18 protein-coding genes are annotated in these 18,422 nt (G+C 54.3%); 15 read left to right on the top strand and 3 right to left on the bottom strand.

Going from position 1 to position 18,422, the window contains the following annotated elements; all coding sequences use genetic code 11:
- Positions 1-177 precede the first annotated feature (177 nt).
- From ACMTNU_RS09135 to glgB, 3 genes are all read left to right on the top strand, one after another.
- Complete coding sequence (locus ACMTNU_RS09135; protein WP_413934931.1) at positions 178-1,116, top strand: cation diffusion facilitator family transporter; 939 nt, start codon at positions 178-180, stop codon at positions 1,114-1,116.
- A gap of 245 nt (positions 1,117-1,361) precedes the next feature.
- On the top strand, positions 1,362-2,900 hold the full coding sequence (locus ACMTNU_RS09130) for a DUF4403 family protein (RefSeq protein ID WP_413934930.1): 1,539 nt from the start codon (positions 1,362-1,364) through the stop codon (positions 2,898-2,900).
- Between the two features lie 463 nt (positions 2,901-3,363).
- Positions 3,364-5,574, top strand: a complete 2,211-nt coding sequence (gene glgB, locus ACMTNU_RS09125; protein ID WP_413934929.1) for a 1,4-alpha-glucan branching protein GlgB — start codon at positions 3,364-3,366, stop codon at positions 5,572-5,574.
- 249 nt (positions 5,575-5,823) lie between these two features.
- On the opposite strand, the gene ACMTNU_RS09120 is transcribed toward glgB, so the two are convergent.
- Positions 5,824-6,402 carry a YcbK family protein gene (locus ACMTNU_RS09120; protein ID WP_413934928.1) on the bottom strand — a complete coding sequence of 193 codons (579 nt, stop codon included), beginning with the start codon at positions 6,400-6,402 and terminating at the stop codon, positions 5,824-5,826.
- Positions 6,403-6,730: 328 nt separating this feature from the next.
- Between ACMTNU_RS09120 and ACMTNU_RS09115 the strand changes: the two genes are divergently transcribed.
- Both ACMTNU_RS09115 and ACMTNU_RS09110 read left to right on the top strand, forming a co-directional pair.
- On the top strand, positions 6,731-7,093 hold the full coding sequence (locus ACMTNU_RS09115) for a response regulator (protein WP_090747197.1): 363 nt from the start codon (positions 6,731-6,733) through the stop codon (positions 7,091-7,093).
- Between the two features lie 178 nt (positions 7,094-7,271).
- Complete coding sequence (locus ACMTNU_RS09110; protein WP_413934927.1) at positions 7,272-7,823, top strand: VanZ family protein; 552 nt, start codon at positions 7,272-7,274, stop codon at positions 7,821-7,823.
- Positions 7,824-7,844: 21 nt separating this feature from the next.
- On the opposite strand, the gene ACMTNU_RS09105 is transcribed toward ACMTNU_RS09110, so the two are convergent.
- Positions 7,845-8,693, bottom strand: coding sequence for a hypothetical protein (locus tag ACMTNU_RS09105; RefSeq protein ID WP_413934926.1), 849 nt, complete (start codon positions 8,691-8,693; stop codon positions 7,845-7,847).
- A 19-nt stretch (positions 8,694-8,712) separates the two neighbouring features.
- Positions 8,713-10,488: a SagB/ThcOx family dehydrogenase gene (locus ACMTNU_RS09100; RefSeq protein ID WP_413934925.1), complete on the bottom strand. Its 1,776-nt coding sequence runs from the start codon at positions 10,486-10,488 to the stop codon at positions 8,713-8,715.
- 139 nt (positions 10,489-10,627) lie between these two features.
- Between ACMTNU_RS09100 and ACMTNU_RS09095 the strand changes: the two genes are divergently transcribed.
- From ACMTNU_RS09095 to tadA, 10 genes are all read left to right on the top strand, one after another.
- Complete coding sequence (locus ACMTNU_RS09095; protein ID WP_413934924.1) at positions 10,628-11,050, top strand: hypothetical protein; 423 nt, start codon at positions 10,628-10,630, stop codon at positions 11,048-11,050.
- Between the two features lie 79 nt (positions 11,051-11,129).
- Positions 11,130-11,894 carry a tetratricopeptide repeat protein gene (locus ACMTNU_RS09090; RefSeq protein ID WP_413934923.1) on the top strand — a complete coding sequence of 255 codons (765 nt, stop codon included), beginning with the start codon at positions 11,130-11,132 and terminating at the stop codon, positions 11,892-11,894.
- A gap of 166 nt (positions 11,895-12,060) precedes the next feature.
- The gene (locus ACMTNU_RS09085) at positions 12,061-12,663 is read left to right on the top strand and encodes an acyloxyacyl hydrolase (protein ID WP_413934922.1); all 603 of its coding nucleotides are present in this window, start codon (positions 12,061-12,063) and stop codon (positions 12,661-12,663) included.
- 13 nt (positions 12,664-12,676) lie between these two features.
- Positions 12,677-13,429 carry a hypothetical protein gene (locus ACMTNU_RS09080; protein ID WP_413934921.1) on the top strand — a complete coding sequence of 251 codons (753 nt, stop codon included), beginning with the start codon at positions 12,677-12,679 and terminating at the stop codon, positions 13,427-13,429.
- Between the two features lie 94 nt (positions 13,430-13,523).
- On the top strand, positions 13,524-13,841 hold the full coding sequence (locus ACMTNU_RS09075; protein ID WP_413934920.1) for a tetratricopeptide repeat protein: 318 nt from the start codon (positions 13,524-13,526) through the stop codon (positions 13,839-13,841).
- Positions 13,842-13,874: 33 nt separating this feature from the next.
- Positions 13,875-14,075 (top strand): hypothetical protein, encoded by a 201-nt coding sequence (locus ACMTNU_RS09070; protein WP_413934919.1) that lies wholly within the window; start codon positions 13,875-13,877, stop codon positions 14,073-14,075.
- Between the two features lie 51 nt (positions 14,076-14,126).
- The gene (locus ACMTNU_RS09065; RefSeq protein WP_413934918.1) at positions 14,127-15,221 is read left to right on the top strand and encodes a hypothetical protein; all 1,095 of its coding nucleotides are present in this window, start codon (positions 14,127-14,129) and stop codon (positions 15,219-15,221) included.
- Between the two features lie 305 nt (positions 15,222-15,526).
- Positions 15,527-16,117 carry a sigma-70 family RNA polymerase sigma factor gene (locus ACMTNU_RS09060; protein WP_413934917.1) on the top strand — a complete coding sequence of 197 codons (591 nt, stop codon included), beginning with the start codon at positions 15,527-15,529 and terminating at the stop codon, positions 16,115-16,117.
- Entirely contained in the window at positions 16,114-16,767 is a 654-nt protein-coding gene (locus ACMTNU_RS09055) for a hypothetical protein (RefSeq protein ID WP_413934916.1), read from the top strand. The genes ACMTNU_RS09060 and ACMTNU_RS09055 overlap by 4 nt, the downstream gene beginning before the upstream one ends.
- Positions 16,768-16,848: 81 nt before the next feature.
- Positions 16,849-17,391: a tRNA adenosine(34) deaminase TadA gene (gene tadA, locus ACMTNU_RS09050; protein WP_413934915.1), complete on the top strand. Its 543-nt coding sequence runs from the start codon at positions 16,849-16,851 to the stop codon at positions 17,389-17,391.
- Positions 17,392-18,422: the final 1,031 nt, after the last annotated feature.

Here is an 18,422-nt window from a genome sequence, read left to right as displayed (position 1 = left end):
CGTTCCAGCTTAAGACGCTTCACCATTCGGCAGGTTCACGGCCCTGACTGTTATCGAATGGCAAACAACACGCGATGGATATTGGCACAGCGACGTGTCGGTAGTTGCAGTAGAAGCGTTCATGAAGAATGTGGGCGAGACTTGCCGCGGTAGGTCGCTCATGCGACACTGTCTCATATGACGGCACTCGCATCATACTCACATCTCCGGTCTCGACTCCAATTGGCCTTAGCCATCAATGCCGTGATCATTGCCGCGGAATTCATCGGTGGCTGGATACTGAATAGCATTGGCCTCATGAGCGATGCCGGCCACAACCTCGTCGACCAGGGATCCCTCTTTCTTGCTCTCTATGCGCATCTCCTCACGGCACGGCCCGCATCAGAGAGTCGAACCTTCGGCTATCACCGAGCCGGGATCATTGCCGCTTTCCTGAACAGTTTCATCCTCTTGTTGACCGCATGTGGTATTGCGCTCGTTGGCATCAAGCGGCTCCTGCAACCGATTCCAGTCGACGGTGGATGGGTGATGGTCATTGCGGCAATCAGTTTCGTCGCCAATCTGGCGATTGCCCTCTTGCTCCAACATGGAGCAAAAGACGATCTCAATATTCGCAGTGCGTTCTGGCACATGTTAGGAGATGCCTGGGTCTCACTCGGGGTGATTGTGAGTGGTGGCGCGATACTCCTGACAGGATTAACGGTCCTGGACCCTCTCGTGAGCCTACTGATCGTCGGAGTCATTCTCCGAGGAGCCTGGCCCATTTTTAAAGAATCGATGGAGGTCTTGCTGGAATCGACACCACCAGGCATCAGCACATCTCATGTGGCTGCAACCATAGAGGCGATCCCCGGCGTCAAGAACGTGCATGACCTACACATCTGGGCGGTCGAGCCTCGGCTGATCATGCTCACCAGTCACGTGATGATCGTACAGCATCACACGACACCGGAGTTGCTCCAGCTGATTCAACACCGCATCACCACAGAGTTCGGCATCAAACATATGACCATCCAACTCGAAACCGAGTGCTGCGATCCCGACGACATACACTGCGACCTCCGAAAGCTGGCAGAGCAACACCACGAGGCCCAGACCTTCGCGCACCATCACTGATCGCTTGCTTCTCTTTCTTAATCAAGCGACTACCCAATATAGATAGGCTTACGAATTATTTTACGATCCTCACTCCACCTGCTGCGAGACCTCTTATCGGCTCCCTAAATTGAAGCCTGACAAACACATGCGTGTTTCTGGTATCCTAGCCCCGCTTCTTCGCCACCGGGACTCACTTCCATAGGCTGAAGACAGCTTGAATCCACGAACCTTACGACCTGTGACTCTCTAAAGGGGGAAAGCAAATGTTTCCCAAATTGATCGGAAAATCTTTCATAGTTATACCCTTGGCGCTGTCCCTGGCGAGCTGCACCGCGCTGAATAATCCTACTGTTCATCCACCTGCACCGAAACTCCTACCCGCGATACCAAACCCACCTTCGCCAGCCCAAGAATCCAGTATCAGCGTTCCGGTCCATGTCGATCTGTCACCGTTTCTTGTTGCTGCCAACGATGACACCATAATCCCGAAGAAATTCGACCATTGGGGGAGCTTCATCAGACATCCCAAGGGCACTGACTACAAATACTATGCTGAGCGAGACGATTTTGCGCTGGCCCCTTCCAGCGCCCACCAAGGCAACAGCTCACAGTCGGGCCTGGCTCTGCGTGATTGGTGGAAAGGGATCGAACTGTCCAGCTCCCACATATTTATCGGCACCGCCCTTCGCTATAAAATTGGAGCTCCTTCGCTTCAGTGTGGCGATGGCAATGACTGGCCACGAAGAGCCACCGTGCACGGGAGTATCGCGACTGAGCTGACTCCGACGTATGGGTTGTCTGCATCGGTCGCCAGCGTAGCCGTGAGCCCCAGTGATCCCTGCCAAATACGAGTTGCGGATCTTGACGTGGCGCAGGAAGTCAGGCAGAGGCTGGCAGACCTCGTTCGAGGAGGACTCAACCGCACGGTCTCCCGTATCAATACACTGACGGTGAAGTCTCAGGTGGAAGATGCCTGGAATACATTGCGCAGCCCTATCAAGTTGGAGCCGGATGCCTGGCTCCAGTTCAATATCGACAAAGTCCGCCACAGTGGCTTTTCGGGAGCCGGCCCCGTGGTCGATGACACGATCCACATTACCGCAAAACCGGTCATCATCTTCGGCCAGGAACCACCAGCTGGAGGTGCAGCCCTTCCACCACTTGATACTCCGCCGACTTCTACCGGATTCCACGGCACCGCCGACACCCAACTCTATGGCTCACTGCCTACAAAACTTGCAAACAGGCTCACTCCAACGGGATTCCACGTCATCACCGACATCCCCTTGGACTATCCGTCACTCTCCAAGAGTCTTACGAACCGGCTCACAGGAAAACGAGTTTCCACGAAAGGGTATTTCATAGTCGTGACTAATGCCGCAGTCTTTGGCAACGGCGGCAACCAAGTGGTGGTACGTGTTGATTTTTCGGGAGACGCAGTCGGTCACGTGTATTTTGTCGGAAAACCAGAAATGAGCTCCCTCACACAGACGGTTTCTATCGGCGGCCTCCGCTATGACATCGAGACAGAAGCGATCTTACAGAAGACGGCCACCTGGCTCGACCTCTCGACGTTTCGAGATCTGATCGCCAGCGAATCCATTCTCGGAGTGACTGCGGCCACGGACCGTGTGCGAGGCCTACTGGCCACCACACTGAATCGAACACTCAGCCCATCCGTCTCGATGCATGGAACCGTAGAGTCGGTCCAAGGCATCGGAGTGTTTGCTGATGTCAATGCATTGCATATCCGCACAATGAGTGATGGAACGCTTGGTCTGGCCGTCACAGATAAGCCGTGATTCATCTCGATCGGGCTCAGCAATCCGCTTGTTCGAGCGGCTGGCTATGGGCTGTAGTCGATCGAGCACAGAAACACCAGCCAAAGGCGACCTGCACCAAGCGCGACCGATCCCACCGTGGTCGAATAGCCATCTTAAAGATCTACCCAAAGATAGTCCGCTAGTCGGCCTTCCTAACAAGATCCACAATCACGATATTGGCATTCGCTCCGATGATGGCACCGTTGCCTTCTAAGCAAGCCCCAAAGCCAACCAGAACGGAATGACATCTGCCTGACAAACCAATATGCATAGTCGGCAATCTCCAGGTGCGGTGATAGAGCGAGATCAAGAATCAATCAATTCATCGAATCCACATAGAGAATGTGGTCGACAACGGCAGGCAGGATGGCTGAGCCTCAGATGTCCTAGAGAATCGCATTTTCTCCTTCCTAATCAGAGTCGTCGTCAGTAGGATAGGTCTATGTCAAACGAGCCAACCGTTCAACGGGATGATGTCGATCGGCTCAGAGCTGGGACGCATTGGGATCCGCACTCGGTGCTTGGCCCCCACGTCATCTTGCTCAACGATCGCCCTCACCTTGCGTTCCGAGCTTGGCAGCCGGGCGTCAAGGAAGTTGCACTCCTCTCCAATTCCGTCTTATGGCGCATGACACGCATTTACGAAGAGGGTCTCTATGAGACGCTGCTTCCGGACACCACGTCCATCCCCGCATACCGACTTCGCATCACACACCTCGACGGTGCTGTCACGGAAATATCCGATCCCTATGCCATTTCTCCGCTGTTGACGGATTTCGACCTGCACCTGTTTGCCGAGGGTACATTGCTCAAAGCCTACGAACACTTCGGTGCCCATATCCGCACCGTCGCAGGCACCTGCGGTGTACACTTTGTGGTCTGGGCTCCAAATGCCGCCCGTGTCAGTGTCATCGGGGACTTCAATGACTGGAATGGGCTCCTCCACCCCATGGCAAACCGTGGAGCGACCGGAGTCTGGGAACTCTTTATTCCAGATCTCGAGGAAGGGACCCTGTACAAATACGAGATTCGATCTAGGGAGCACAGCGCTCTCCTGCTCAAAGCTGACCCCTATGCCTTCGCCAGCGAGCTTCGCCCACGGACAGCCTCAGTGGTGCGCGATGTGTCCACCTACAGGTGGCGGGATGAAATCTGGATGACAATGCGATCGACGAGAGATCCGCTTACGACTCCTCTTTCAATCTATGAAGTACATTTGGGATCGTGGATGCGGGTGCCGGAGGAAAACAATCGGTGGCTGACGTACCACGAACTAGCGGAGAAGCTCATTCCCTATGCCAAGGAGCTTGGTTACACCCACCTCGAGCTGCTCCCGATCACGGAACACCCCTTCGACGGATCATGGGGCTATCAATCAACCGGGTATTTTGCTGCCACCAGTCGATATGGCGAACCACAGGGATTTATGGCATTCGTGGATAGGGCTCACCAAGCCGGGCTTGGCGTCATCATTGACTGGGCGCCGGCGCACTTTCCGGATGACCCTCATGGATTGGCGCTTTTTGATGGGACACATCTCTATGACCACGCCGACCCACGCCTGGGGTACCACCCCGATTGGCATAGCCGGATCTTCAACTACGACCGTGTCGAGGTGCGGACGTTTCTCCTGAACAGTGCCCTCTTCTGGCTGGACAAGTATCACATCGACGGATTACGTGTCGACGCCGTGGCGTCCATGCTCTACCTCGACTATGGACGAAAAGATGGTGAATGGATTCCTAATGAGTTCGGCGGAAAAGAAAATCTTGGCGCGGTCTCACTGCTCAAAGAACTCAACGTCCTCGTCCATCGAGAATTTCCCGGAACCATCACCATTGCAGAAGAATCGACGTCGTGGCCAGGCGTCTCGCGTCCGACCTACACGGGAGGACTCGGGTTTACGTTCAAGTGGAACATGGGATGGATGCACGACATGTTAGCGTTCTTCCAGTACGACCCCGTCTATCGGCGGTTCCATCAGAATCAAATCACGTTTGGCTTGCTCTACGCCTTCAGTGAGAATTTTATCCTTGCCCTCTCTCATGACGAGGTGGTCTACGGCAAACGAACGTTGCTCGACAAGATGCCCGGCGATGTGTGGCAACGCTTTGCCAATCTCCGGCTGCTCTATGGATACATGTACAGCCATCCCGGGAAAAAGATGTTGTTCATGGGCAGCGAGTTCGGGCAGTGGCAGGAATGGAACCATGACACCAGTCTCGATTGGCATCTCTGCGAGCATGAGCCCCATCGCGGGTTACGACGTCTTACCCACGATCTGAATCACCTCTATCGCCAGGAATCTGCGTTACACGAGATCGACTTTGATTGGGATGGATTTCAGTGGATCGACTTCAGCGACTCCAACAACTCCGTCATCGCCTACCTTCGCAAGGCGAGAAAGATGGGTGAAGCGATCGTCTGTGTGTGCAACTTCACGCCCGTACCCCGGTATGGCTATCGCATCGGAGTCCCAGAGGCGGGATGGTATCGGGAACTACTCAACACTGACGGCATCGCCTACGGCGGCAGCAATCTCGGAAACGGTGGAGGGCTGCATGCTGAGCAAACTCCGAGCCATGGGTTCCCCTACTCCCTGACGATGACACTCCCGCCCCTTTCTGCTCTTTGGCTGAAGCGGCAAGGGTAGAAAACCGCCGTCAAAAGCCGAACCTCTTTGAGATCCAGAAACATCTGTACCTCCACGATCGCGGTTCCATTCAGATCTTCGACATCATCTCGCCCAAATGGTTCCTTGACGACAATCTTTGAGCGATACCTGCGGGGAATTCTTCAGTGGGAGCAGAAAGCCGCGGATCCCTGGAGGGATCCGCAATAAATACAGATAGAAGGTGGCGCCCCGAGGAGAGAGTGCCACCCTTAGTGAAAGTTTGGGGTGCTAATGATACCAGGACCGGAAGGGCCCCGAGTCTAAATGCACATACGTCGAATTTCTATATGAACCGACCCCGCCATACTTTAACTCGAGTGCAGCCTCGCGGAGCTTCTTCAGAGGAATACCGGGAATACTGAGATCGATGGCCTGCCCCTGCACATGCAAGCTGTTTCTGGCGGCTTGCTGCCCTGTTCGCACTAAAAGATCGTTGTATTCCGGAGACCGAAATCCTGAGATGATATGGATCTCTTGCTGAGTGCCCAGCTTTTTCTGTACCAGATTGACATGCTCCAGTACCCGCACATCAATCGCACCGATCTCCCCAGTCTTGTGGCAGCGGAGAAGATAATTCACATCATCAAGTGCCGCAAGATCATAGGTGCCGGAGTCGTCTCGATAGGTCACTTCCAAGCGCTCATCGGTCCAGATGTTTACCAATGTCAACCTGCCTTCGGGAAGCTCACGAGCTTGAACGGGCTGCGGACCAACTAACCGCCCACTTAGCAAGAGAGTCCCGACCAGAGAAACCTGAAGAAAGGCTCGACGGGTCCAAGCCCATGTAGACTGATCGGCTCTATTCACGGACGCACCTTCCTACCTAGATGTCCAAAAGTTGAACAACTGAAGACTCAAAGCAGCAGGCTTGTAACAAAAAATAAAAGCTCGGTCAACCAATTATTTCAGCGGACTGATGGCTGAAATCTCCGGAAAACTCGGCAGAGAATGGCTACGAGATCGAATGCCGATGCTCTAACGATATCTCAGTTCCCGGATCAGGAGAGGGAGACTACTGAACTGAATGGCCCTCTGTCACCTGATCCCATTCGCACCTATTGCCTAGTATCGTTTTATTTCTAGACAGTCTCACGCCCCCCAGGTAAGATCGATTCATCAATAAAAGCGAGCACCAATGGCCACTATCTTAGTCATCGATGATGAGCAATCAATCAGAGGGTTGCTCAAAGGCGTTCTGGAAAAAGCCGGGCACCGTGTGCTTGAAGCAGAGGATGGCCGCAAGGGACTCACCCTCTACCAGAAGGAACACGTCGACCTTGTCATTATGGACCTTCTGATGCCGGAGACGGACGGTCTTGAGGCCACGCTTCAGCTCACCCGTGAATACCTTGACGCCAAAGTGATTGCCATTACAGGAGCCCAGGGCGACCACAACTTCCTCAGTGTGGCAAAGCTTTTCGGGGCTCGCCAGGCATTTGAAAAGCCTTTCGATATCAACAAACTGCTTGATGCCGTGAAAGAGGAACTGGCCGCCTAATCCACCATAGACGCTCTCTCCCGTCGGTTAGGATCACTGATTTTCTTCATGATTCGATATCCTGCCAGTTCCGTTGTAAGCTGAACATATTCCTTCCATACCCGACGATCTTACCCACCGTGTATACTTGTGACTCTGAATAGCCGGTCTGATCCGTTAGAATCTGCGACGATGGCCTATGGATATTGAGCCCTCCTCTCCAAATACGTTCCGCACACGATCGACGCTGAAGACCAGGACCATTTGGATCTTACTCGTTATCTTGGCAATTGCGCCTCTCTTCCCATTGAGCAATTTTGTCGGGCACCCACACTGGGGTCAGATCCGCTGGATTCCCTTTCATGATTTCTCTCTATCCTGGAACAAGCTCCTAGACGTCATTGGCAATACGCTATGGTTCGTGGTTTTCGGATACCTTCTTTATTACCAACTGAATAGGAATACACGCTCTGGTTGGAGCTTTGCTATGACAATCGCCATCACGGGGGGCGTTTCACTCTCGGCTGAGCTCTTCCAAGTCTTCTGCCACCACCGCATCTCCTCTATCACGGATGTGATATGCAATGTACTCGGCGCTGGCCTAGGTGGGTATGCTGCTGAGAAGCACCCTGCGACAACTTCAATAGAACCCTGGCTAGCTAGATGGGTGACACCGATTTGCGGTCAACAACGCTTCAATACCACCACTAACACCACTAGCGTTTATAGACAGGAGCTCCCGCGAGAATAGACTCACCCACGTTCATCAGAATCATGCAGGCAGCGCTTTTCGCGCTAAGCCTCGCATCATCGCCGAATCCGCATACCCAACCTCACTGAGAGCGTCCATCAAGTGTACGCCCTTCGAGGAGACCAAGTCCTTTGCCTTCGCATAATTCATCGCACTAAACCGCGCCACGGCCGGTTGACCGTTTACAATCTGGCAGGCCAACACTTCACCATCCACCTCAAGCGTCCCACCCTGCTGAATCAGAGCTTGGGCCTGAGCTACGGGAATGCCATGCAGCTGAGCAAATTCTTGAATCCCCCCGGTCTCAACCAGTCGTCCATCCGGCATGATACAGAGCCGCTTAAAGTGCGGTGACCAGTCCTTTCGAAAATCGATATACTTGATATCCCCACCCTTGGCAACAGCGCGATCCAGCGTCCGGTAATCCAATCCCAAATTTTTCTGCTGAAGTTTCGCCTGTAGCTCACCCGGCAGCGCCTTCCAGAAGACCTCCCAGGCCGCCTCGACGAGTGAAATTGCGCGGGATCGAGTCACCTGCTCGGCTTCGGCAAACTGCACGAGATCCAAGGTCCACGTGTATTTGATCCCCTCCCTCGTTGGATCGATCCGGCAGGCGAATAATCCTCGCGTCAGGATGCCTCCGATATCCGGATAGACATACGTTCCACCGGTCGTCAGTAACATGATCATCGTTTCAAGTGGAACCTCAAAGCTCTCAGACAGGATCTTGGCATGGACCAAAAGATCCTCCTGCTCCGTCATGGCACAGACCGTCACGTTGCCCGGCGCATCAAACTCCGAATAGTCTTCCACGATGTTGTAGAGCACCGTTCGTTTTGGCTTCTCAACTTTCCTCTTGATCTTGAACATCGCCCGTACCTCTTATGTTTCACGTCTCACTTTTTACTTCATCACGCACGAGATGCCCGTACGGCGGCAACACCTGCAATCGTTGATCTTCCACGGGACCACCGACCGTGAAATGATACACCGACTGCATGGCTAAATTTTGGATCCCAATGATCTCATGAACTGGATCATCAAAGAAGCAGCCGATTCCCGTCGCCCGTACCCCGGCGGCTTCCGCTTCCAAATACATGACCTGGCCGAGCAAACCCGCCTCCCAAAATAGCCGTGGATACCACCAAGCACCGCACTCCCGCAAGGTCCCCTCAAACTCAGCCACCATGCCGAAGGAGAAGGCGCTGTCGCCTGCGATATCCTGATGGCAACTGACCTGCACAGCCAGTTTTCTGGCATCGCCTTCAAGCAACCCATAGAAAGGCAGATCTGCTGGACAACCTGGTGCGCGAGACCAGATCAGCTCGGGATTCATGGCTTGTTGAACAAATGATACTTTCCTGCTATCCCGCACAAGACAATACAGCCCAGAGGTGAGCCCATCCACACGATGGACAAATATCAACAGATGAATGACCGGATCATAGGGCCAGGCATCCCACGGCATGGGCCGTTTCAACTGCGAACATTCAGCCAACGGCATGACCCGCTGCATCATCTGAAAGAATGATGAAGCAGCTATCGACGTCTTGCCGTCAAACGACACGGCGCTGCGGCGCTGACGAATGATCTGACCGGCCGTCGGACCGGCGTCACTCGTCGTTCGTGAAGCGCGAAGTGCATCGGATAGGGACCAGAACTGCCCCTGAAGATCAATCGCTGGCGTAGTAGTCTGCTGCTTCCATGAAGCTTCGGCTGCCTCGTCGATGATGTCCCAATGCACGCCATGCTCTTGGCTCAATCGATTTGCCTTTCCATGCCATATCCCACCGACCACATCCTTCATAGTCGCCGCATCAAGAAACAGCGGCACCTCCACACCTTGACGTTTCACGTGTTGAGATGGCCAGATCACCGCCAGACAGTCCGGATGCTCCGGCTCAGCCTCTCCAAAATCTTCCTTACGATCTGTCCCGAGCAGCATCGCGACCGTATCCTGATCCACCCCATCCAGCAGCACCATATTCCAGCCGAGCGTCGCCGCTGCAATCCTTGCAGCACCGATCGCATGTCCGACATCATGATTGCAGTAGCGAAACGCCCGTTCACCATACTTCCAGGCTTCCCGCCAATGCACGGAGGTCAGCCCGAAGAGAAAGGCATTGTGAGGAAAGGCCGCCATGAGTCGAGCCAGAGGATCGGCTTGGAAATCAGCTCTCCGTTCCACTCCATGCTCTTTGGGTGCGTAGTGATACAGCCCCGCTGCCAGATCGAGCCCATGGATCTGCGGCAAAACCACATAACTTTCCGTTGGATGCAAATTGCCGGACGACGGATTACTCCGAAGCGCCCACTCCGATTCGCCGGCTTTCTTCCAGGCTGACAACGCAAGCGCGAATTCAAAGAAACGGGATAAGGTTTTCAGGCTCACAGGCTGACAGGGGATACCAATTCGTTCGTACATCGCGTCATACGTCGGCGATAACGGCTCTTCGTCAGGCTTGAGCAACGGAAGAGGAATGAGTTGAGCCCCATCGAACCGCCGAAATGGATCCGGTTGATTCGCCCAATCGAGGTACCCCAACGAGCGGGCATACCGATTGAAATGATGTTTAGTCTGAACGTGATAGCGAATGACTCGATCAATAGGATCGATTGGAGTAGACCCGCCAGCTGTATTGGGGTTCAGATTCTTGGTATGCATTGTAGCGTTTTGATCAGTCTACAGAGCCCCCTCCGCTAAAGCAAAAAATTATGTGGCGCACACTCATTGACCTCTATTCCTCCATCTCAGTATCCTGCAGCTGACTTATCACCCCCCCGTTGAGGAGGCACGAGATACGATGCGCTTTGATCCCGCCCTTGCCGCCCAGAAAGCTTTTCACGAAGCTGAAGCCGAACTCGGTGCCGATTGGGACACGGCTATTGAACTTGAAGGAACGTTTTCCTCCAATGCGGGAGCAACCGCGCGGGAAGCCTATGAAGGATTGCTCGCCCTTGCACAAAAGTACCCCAATGCCCATTCGTTCCAGGCCTTCTGCGTGTACATCACCTGGCAGCAGGTCACGGAAGAGACGATCGCACGTCACTTCGAGACTGGCATGAAGCTCTGTGAAGCGTACCTCGTATCCCGTGAAGCGCGAACAGACCGAGATGTCGAGCAGATCGAAGAACTATACGGTTCGTTCAGAGCTGGACTGGGTCTGGAGGAACAGGACGAGCTACAAATTGAATATAAACGAGACACACCGAAGGGGGGAGACTGATAAGAGCCAGTGTTGAGTTGTGAGTGCAGAGTTAGAACCCACTGAACTCGAAAAGCTGACTGCTGATAGCTGACCCCTCATGAGCGACAGTCACAAACATCGAGCTCGGATCTTTCTCCATCGCGGCGATCTCGCCCAGGCTCGTGCAGCCTGGGAAGCAGCGGTTGCTGACGACCGGGCGTCAAGCAACTCCCAGGCACTGTCTGCTTCGCTCGGAAACCTTGGTAATACCTGCGCGCTGATGAACGACCTGCTCCGCGCGGAACAGTGTTATCGGGAAGTGCTCCAGATTCAACGGACCGAGGGAAACCTCACCGCCGTCGCTCATACTTTAGTCAATCTCGGCAATCTCCACATCGCCTCAGACCATCCGGATCGTGCACGCCCCTACTACCTCGAAGCCCTGGATCTCATGCGTACGTTACAAGACAGCCGCGGCCTTGGGATTCTCTATACAAACCTTGCCCTCCAAGAAGCCCGCACCAGCCAATGGGCTCAAGCCATCGCGTCATTCAAGCAAGCGCTCGATCATCATCGAATAGTCGGCAACGAAGAAGGGCTCGCCGTGACGTATAGCCAACTCGGCAAATGTTATCTCGACCAAGGTGAGCTCCTCGGAGCTGAACGCTGCCTCAACAACGCCTCGGAACACTACATTAAGCTTGGCAACGAACCGGCTGAGGCTGCAGTTCTTCGCTATTTAGCAACCGTGTATGAGGCACGACGTGACCAAACGTCCGCCCGTCGCTGTCTCGATCGAGTCATAACCTTGGATCAACGCTATGCGCTACCGGAGTTACAGACTGATTTGAGCCACCTCGCCAGATTAAAGCAAGCCGAATAGGATCGCCTCAAGTCCCTCAATCCGTCGATTACTTCGAATCTCCTACGCTTCTGTGAGCTGCTGGACAGCACTCAATCCTCTGCTACCTTAGAACACGTCACATCCGAACGCCTGCTGATTAAGTTTTCCCTCATAGAAGCCGACAGGATAGTGACAAGGAGAAAACATGACTTGGGTTGCCCACATTGCCGCGACGATCATGATCTATCTGATCATGACAGCTCCCATTGCACAGGCCGATGACAGCTCACCCACGATCACGGTTGGCACCCAAGAAGTTGGGATAACGGCCGGCTATATGTTCTCGCACCGACTCACGGAACTACACACAACGAAGCAACATGGCCCAGCCCTGATGCCTTCGTGGATGATTACCTTGACGGACCCGATCGGGGATAGCTGGTACCGAGGACAGATCTCGCTCGGCGCAGAGATGGTCTACCTGGAGTTCCGAGAACCCATTGTGACACATGGCATCGGATTCACGCCAAGGATCAAATACACCTTCGTCGCCTTAGGTCGGCTTCGCCCTTATGCGGAATTCACCGGGGGGCCATTCTGGACGGACCTCGGCGGTCGGATTCGGGAACAGGCCAACGAATTTAACTTCGTCTTATCGGGCGGCGTGGGTGTGTCCTGGTTCATCACACCGCAACTCGCCTTCAACGCCGGCTACCGTTTTCATCACATTTCTAATGCCGGCACGGCATTTCCGAATCTTGGCCTGAACGCGAGTTTGCCTTTCGGTGGGTTTTCTTTTTATTTCTGAGGAGACGGTCATCATGACGAGACATACTACCCGCTGGTCGATCGTGAGTTTCGTCGGAATTCTGTTGTGCGTGAATACCGGCTGCACCAGATCAATCGAGTTGAAGCCTGCTTCCACACATTCGCAGTCGACCGACAGCCGCCTGCTTGCCAGTGATGAGCGCGTCCCTTTGGTCATGGACTCGTTTCATCTGTCACGAAACGGCGCACCACAAAACCCCTCGACTGAAACCGAACGGCGGATTCTCAATAGGGTTCAGGAAACTCGTCTCTTTTCGACCTTGATTCCACTCGGTGCACAATCGGATTCTCTTGGCGAAAAAATTGTGTCCGCACGTATCACGATCGACGAGACCATCGAGCCCCACTCATGGCTATCAGCATTCAAAGGCATCATCCTCGGCGGTTCCATGTTTCTTCTTTCACCCTTCGTCGACTTTGAGTACGACTATGCCGCTAAGGTCGGGCTCGAACTCGAACGCTGGGATGGGCAAGTCAAACGGTACGAAGGTGTCTCATCCGGCACGGTCCAGTACAAATTATTCGGCGCGACACCGGTCATGATCGATGAGCTGAAGGGACACGTGACGGAAGCGTGCCTGACAGAGCTGACGACCCAACTTGTCCGCGACACGACGCTCTATATGGCCAGCAGCGCCCCGACCTCTGCTTCCGGTGTTCGTACAGTGACCGTGAGGGCCAAAAGGCCGTCGACCACCTTCCCTACACGGTCAACTTCTGCAACGACAACGCCTTCCCTCCCATGAAGCATATCTGTACCGTTTCTCTTACCCACGTTCTCATGTAGCTGACCCTGCCACTCTAGTGCTATAGTACCCTCCGGTTTAAAGAGTAGGTACTATGGACATTAATGCGTTTCGTCAGATGGTCGCCAAGAATCCCAAAGGATTCCTCGGCCGCTATGGGCTCGGCAACAAGATCCTTCAAGAAAACGGAAGCCTCGAGGAAGCAGTGGAGCATCTGACGGTCGCCACACAGCTGGATCCGACCCATGTCGCTTCCCATCTGGCCTTAGGACGGACCTTGATCAGACTGGGAAGAAATAACGAGGCCAAGCCTGTGCTCACAGCCGGCATTGAGGCGGTCCTTTCCGGACGCTCAAACGGCGGAAGAGATCTGGTCCCTGAAATGCAAGAATTACTACGCACGCTCACATGACTCTGCCGCGACCACACAGGGAGGAAACCATCCGTGACTCTCGACGATGCCAGGAAACGAATCGACTCAGCTGTTGCACAATATGGCCAGCATGCCGCACCTGCCATTGACTTGGTCATGGCGGAGGTTCGCTCCGATCTCGGAGCCCGCGCCTTCAATGAATTGGTTGAAGAGTTTGACCTTGAGCTGATGTACAACATCGCCCCCATGGAATCGGACCACTCCAATAGTTGAGGACATCCGTCCTCACTGGACGTCTCTCATGACCTGCATACATCCTTTTCTATGCCGCTGATCTGGGCAGCCATCTCTGCGCACGGATTCGGTCACGCGGCCCAGGTGGTGCCGGTACTCAATGCCTTAGGTGGTCTGGTTCCGGACCTCCGAGTACTCCTACGCACGACTGTTCCTGCAACATTCTTTGTCGATCGGCTCAAGATTCCCTGGGAAATCAGTCCCGTCCAACAAGACGTCGGCTGCGTTCAAAATGGACCTATCGCAATCAATGTACCCGCAACGTGGGACGCGCATGATCGATTCCATCGAACCTGGAGTGATAGGCTTCAGACGGAAGTCGACGCCATGCGTACCGCCGACCCAAAGATCGTTCTAGCGGATACGCCGTACCTTGCCCTTGCTGCGGGAAAGGCTGCTGGGATTCCTTCGATCGCACTCGCGAGTCTTACGTGGGACCTGATCCTGTCTGAATACGAAGCTCCTCCCTCAATCGACAGCTTGGCAATTACCCAATCGATTCGACAGGCCTATGGTCACGCCGACGCTGCTCTCCTGATCACACCAGCCCCCCCCATAAAGAGCTTTTCTCAAGGTGTCTCTATCGGACCGATCGCCGAACCAGCCGCATCGGCTCGTGAGCAACTGACCACCACGCTCGCTCTAGCCCCTGACGAGCGAATCGTGCTTGTCGGATTCGGAGGAGTTCCCCTGAACTCGGTTCCTTTCGAAAAATTGGAAGCACTGACTGGCTATCGATTTCTCTTCGACGGAACGGTACCCTCAACAAGCACACGATTCATCTCAACGAGAACTCTTCCATTTTCATTCAGGACATTACTGGCCTCGGTTGATGTCATTATGACCAAACCAGGCTACGGAACTGTGGTCGAAGCCGTCGCCTTACAAGTCCCGACGGTGTACGTTCGTCGATACAACTTCGGAGACGAACAATCCCTCGTGGAGTACCTGCACCGCTACGGGAGAGGGCTTGAGCTGTCCATGGACGACTTCATGAAGGGGCACTGGGCGACAACACTGGAGAGCGCCATCAAGCTCCCCGCGACAACTCCACCTCCAGCACCCAATGGCGCACACGAAGCAGCAGCCATTCTAGTGCCATACTTCCAGCCCAATCGAAGTTGACGGTATGTTTGTCACCCTCACACGCTGACAGCTTCTTCAGAGGACTGCTCGTGTGAGACGTCGCCTTCTCACCCCAACACCGGCCATATCGGCTTTCGCCATGAACACGGTCGGATCGTGTAACAACCCCTCCGCACCGATAGATCCGAGATGGAATAGCCTCCATGGGAATCAACAACTATTCCATTTTCAAGCTTGCGAGAGTCGACATTCTTTTGCGCGTTTTCTTCTTGCCGAGGATTCAGAGTGCTATAGTTGTGACCGGCTGATAGATCGTCGCCCTGCTCCAGATCATTATTATTACTATGGACACTGCCGCTCAGCACGCCGCGTCAACGATTGACCCAAAAGTCGCCATTCAAGCCGGCAAGGGGGACAATCATGCCTTCACCCAACTCTATGATCAATCGAGCACCATCCTCTTCAGCTTGGCGTTGAGGATACTCGGCCGCCGAGAGGACGCTGCTGATATCCTGCAGGAAGTTTACGTCGATATCTGGAAACGAGTTGTTCGCTATGACGTCGGACGTGGCACACCAATTGCCTGGCTTATCACACTCACCCGCAGTCGAGCCATCGATCGACTACGAGCCTCCGACCCTCAACTGCGTCGTCAGACCTTGCCAACAGACGGCACCGAGTCTGCCGCCCTACCTGGCCAATTTGAGAGTCCAGCGGACCAAGCACTTCGGACTGTGATCAGCAAGACACTCGAAGATCTGCCGAAGGCGCACCGACAGGCAATCGAGCTGGCATACTACGAGGGTCTACTTCCAGCGGAGATTGCAACGCGACTCAATCAGCCGCTCGACGCGGTAATCACGCGCCTCAAGCTCGGCATGTCGCAACTGCATAAGTCCCTACACACCTACTGGGAGCAAGATCTTTCGGCATGACACACCAAGATCTCGAAGACACCGTTCCTTTCTATGCGATCGGCGCCCTCGAAAAGACCGAACGGCAAGCCTTGGAGGCCCATCTGCTTTCAGGATGTGTCCCTTGCCGTACCATCTTGAAGGAATATCAGTCGGTCGCGGTGGCGCTTCCCTTTGAACTCACGCTTGTTCCTCCCCCCCGGCATCTAAAGGCAAAGATCATGGGCGCCCGCACCATGCCTCAATCAGCAGAGGCGGCTCTCGATTCACCCGCTAAACCCAGCCTTGAGCCCGGTGAATGGATGAATCACCTGTTCCCACCATCTACAGCCTCCACACAGTCGTTTGGGTGGGTACTCAGTATGGTATTCCTCGTCGCCCTGGGTATCGCGGCGTTCTTGAGTTGGAATTCCTCTCCCCAAGAAGCAACTACTGCAAACAAAGTTTCTGAACTGCAGGCACAAGCGGACGAGGCACATGCCAAACTAGCCACTCTCCAGCAACAACTTAAGGAGCGGGAAGCGTCTCTTGCCCAGACGCAGGAAGAATTACAGCGGCGTCTTGCAGAACTGGTGGAGGTAAAAGATCAATTGATCCAGCGCGAAGCCGAGTTGGATGACCTGAAACGCCACCTCACGCCGCAACGTACAAGACCAACAGTCTTACCTTAAGAGTACCGGGCAACACTCCTTTACGAATTCTCCGCGATCCTGTCCCTCTCTCCAGCTCCTGTGCTAGCATGGAGAGTGACCGTGACAAGCTCTACAACATCTCCATCAATACAACCTGACAGTAGTGATTCCCATTTCATGGGGCTGGCGCTTCAACAGGCTCGACGTGCACCCCTCGTCGGGGAAGTCCCGATTGGCGCCGTGTTGGTGTCTGACAACCATGTGATCGCGGCTGCTCATAACTATCGAGAGATCTCGCAAGATCCAACGGCGCATGCCGAAATCCTGATCATCAGAAAAGCCGCAGAACACTTGAAGACGTGGCGCCTCACCGACACCACACTCTACGTCACGTTGGAACCCTGTCCGATGTGTGCCGGGGCGATTGTGCAAGCACGTATCGCAAAACTTGTGTTTGGCGCCTGGGATCCCAAGGCAGGAGCCTGTGGCTCAATCCTCGATATTCCCTCTGAGCGCCGCTTCAATCATCGAGTACAGGTAGCCGGAGGCCTACGTGCGGAGGAGAGCCGAGGACTCTTGCAGGAGTTTTTCCGAACCAAGCGAGAGACACTTTCCCAACAACGCAGGCTCTCACCGTCCGGCTCCCTAGAAAGGTCTGATTGATATCTCCTCGACTCGGCGATAGCTAGTGAGGATAGTCTGACATTCTGCAATGTATCAGCAGACACGCTGCCATACGCAGCCATGTCGGAGGTGCAAAAGATGAGGCCTTGGGTGCACAGAACGCAGGCAAAAGTTCTCAACTTGTGTGCCATGCCCTTAGTGTGCGTGTGTCTCGCAGGTTGCTCATCGAAAGGACCAGCAACAGAACGGACATCCTCTCAACTTCCTCCGTCAACGCAGATATCGAGCACGGCCGTCTACAGTGAAGACAACTACATGGAAACATGCCGTACGAACGACGTCCCACTTCCGCCTGACTGGAAACGATCTTCCTCGGAATGGGTGAGCCACGGCGATCTCAAGACCATACTACTTACGCCAAACAGTCTGGAACAGACTCCGGTTGACGCAACCTCGTTCGCGAGCGTCTGGTCCTATGCACCAACCCAGGGAAGGGGTGCCTGCATCGCACTCGGGAGGAATGGAGGATCATTTCAAATCATTTGCCAGAGTGCCACGACCGGACATGCCTGTTTTTGGGGGAACGACCCAAGCTCCGCAGAATCAAACTGGACACCTGCGACAACTGATATCCCCATCACCGCCCTTCGCGACCCCGTTCAAGGGTTTGCTCCAGGCACCGTCGGCTGTACCGCGTGTCATCGTGGCAATAATGCTTTTCTCTACGCCCCTGACGATCCTACATGGGCCACGGTATTGAGACCAGACCGGCCTCGCCCAACATTTACCACTCGAGTAGAGCAATCCACACAGCATGGGCAACTCACCTTCGGCTCAACAACCATCACGTACCCTCGTTTTATCCCGGTCGGAGGGAAATCCATGGTTCTAGACAATCCCATGACAACAACAACTGGGTGCTCAGGGTCCTGCCACGAGCTACACATCGAGATGTTAAAAAAGAATTACACTGTGGAGGGATATATCCGAGCTCCGCGGCCTATGGGTCCAAACTGCGCCGCAAACTCACCACCAGATGATCCAGCCATGAACTGCTATCACCGGTAGGA

The sequence above is a fragment of the Nitrospira sp. BLG_1 genome (assembly GCF_047338595.1).
In the GTDB taxonomy this organism is placed as follows: Bacteria; Nitrospirota; Nitrospiria; order Nitrospirales; family Nitrospiraceae; genus Nitrospira_D.
Note: the sequence above shows the minus strand (reverse complement) of the source record. Positions and strands in the feature narration are given on the sequence as shown.

Coding starts and splice junctions, on each gene's coding strand:
- ACMTNU_RS09135 (WP_413934931.1), top strand. CDS start 178: ATGACGGCACTCGCATCATACTCACATCTCCGGTCTCGACTCCAATTG.
- ACMTNU_RS09130 (WP_413934930.1), top strand. CDS start 1,362: ATGTTTCCCAAATTGATCGGAAAATCTTTCATAGTTATACCCTTGGCG.
- glgB (WP_413934929.1), top strand. CDS start 3,364: ATGTCAAACGAGCCAACCGTTCAACGGGATGATGTCGATCGGCTCAGA.
- ACMTNU_RS09115 (WP_090747197.1), top strand. CDS start 6,731: ATGGCCACTATCTTAGTCATCGATGATGAGCAATCAATCAGAGGGTTG.
- ACMTNU_RS09110 (WP_413934927.1), top strand. CDS start 7,272: ATGGATATTGAGCCCTCCTCTCCAAATACGTTCCGCACACGATCGACG.
- ACMTNU_RS09105 (WP_413934926.1), bottom strand. CDS start 8,693: ATGTTCAAGATCAAGAGGAAAGTTGAGAAGCCAAAACGAACGGTGCTC.
- ACMTNU_RS09100 (WP_413934925.1), bottom strand. CDS start 10,488: ATGCATACCAAGAATCTGAACCCCAATACAGCTGGCGGGTCTACTCCA.
- ACMTNU_RS09095 (WP_413934924.1), top strand. CDS start 10,628: ATGCGCTTTGATCCCGCCCTTGCCGCCCAGAAAGCTTTTCACGAAGCT.
- ACMTNU_RS09090 (WP_413934923.1), top strand. CDS start 11,130: ATGAGCGACAGTCACAAACATCGAGCTCGGATCTTTCTCCATCGCGGC.
- ACMTNU_RS09085 (WP_413934922.1), top strand. CDS start 12,061: ATGACTTGGGTTGCCCACATTGCCGCGACGATCATGATCTATCTGATC.
- ACMTNU_RS09080 (WP_413934921.1), top strand. CDS start 12,677: ATGACGAGACATACTACCCGCTGGTCGATCGTGAGTTTCGTCGGAATT.
- ACMTNU_RS09075 (WP_413934920.1), top strand. CDS start 13,524: ATGGACATTAATGCGTTTCGTCAGATGGTCGCCAAGAATCCCAAAGGA.
- ACMTNU_RS09065 (WP_413934918.1), top strand. CDS start 14,127: ATGCCGCTGATCTGGGCAGCCATCTCTGCGCACGGATTCGGTCACGCG.
- ACMTNU_RS09060 (WP_413934917.1), top strand. CDS start 15,527: ATGGACACTGCCGCTCAGCACGCCGCGTCAACGATTGACCCAAAAGTC.
- ACMTNU_RS09055 (WP_413934916.1), top strand. CDS start 16,114: ATGACACACCAAGATCTCGAAGACACCGTTCCTTTCTATGCGATCGGC.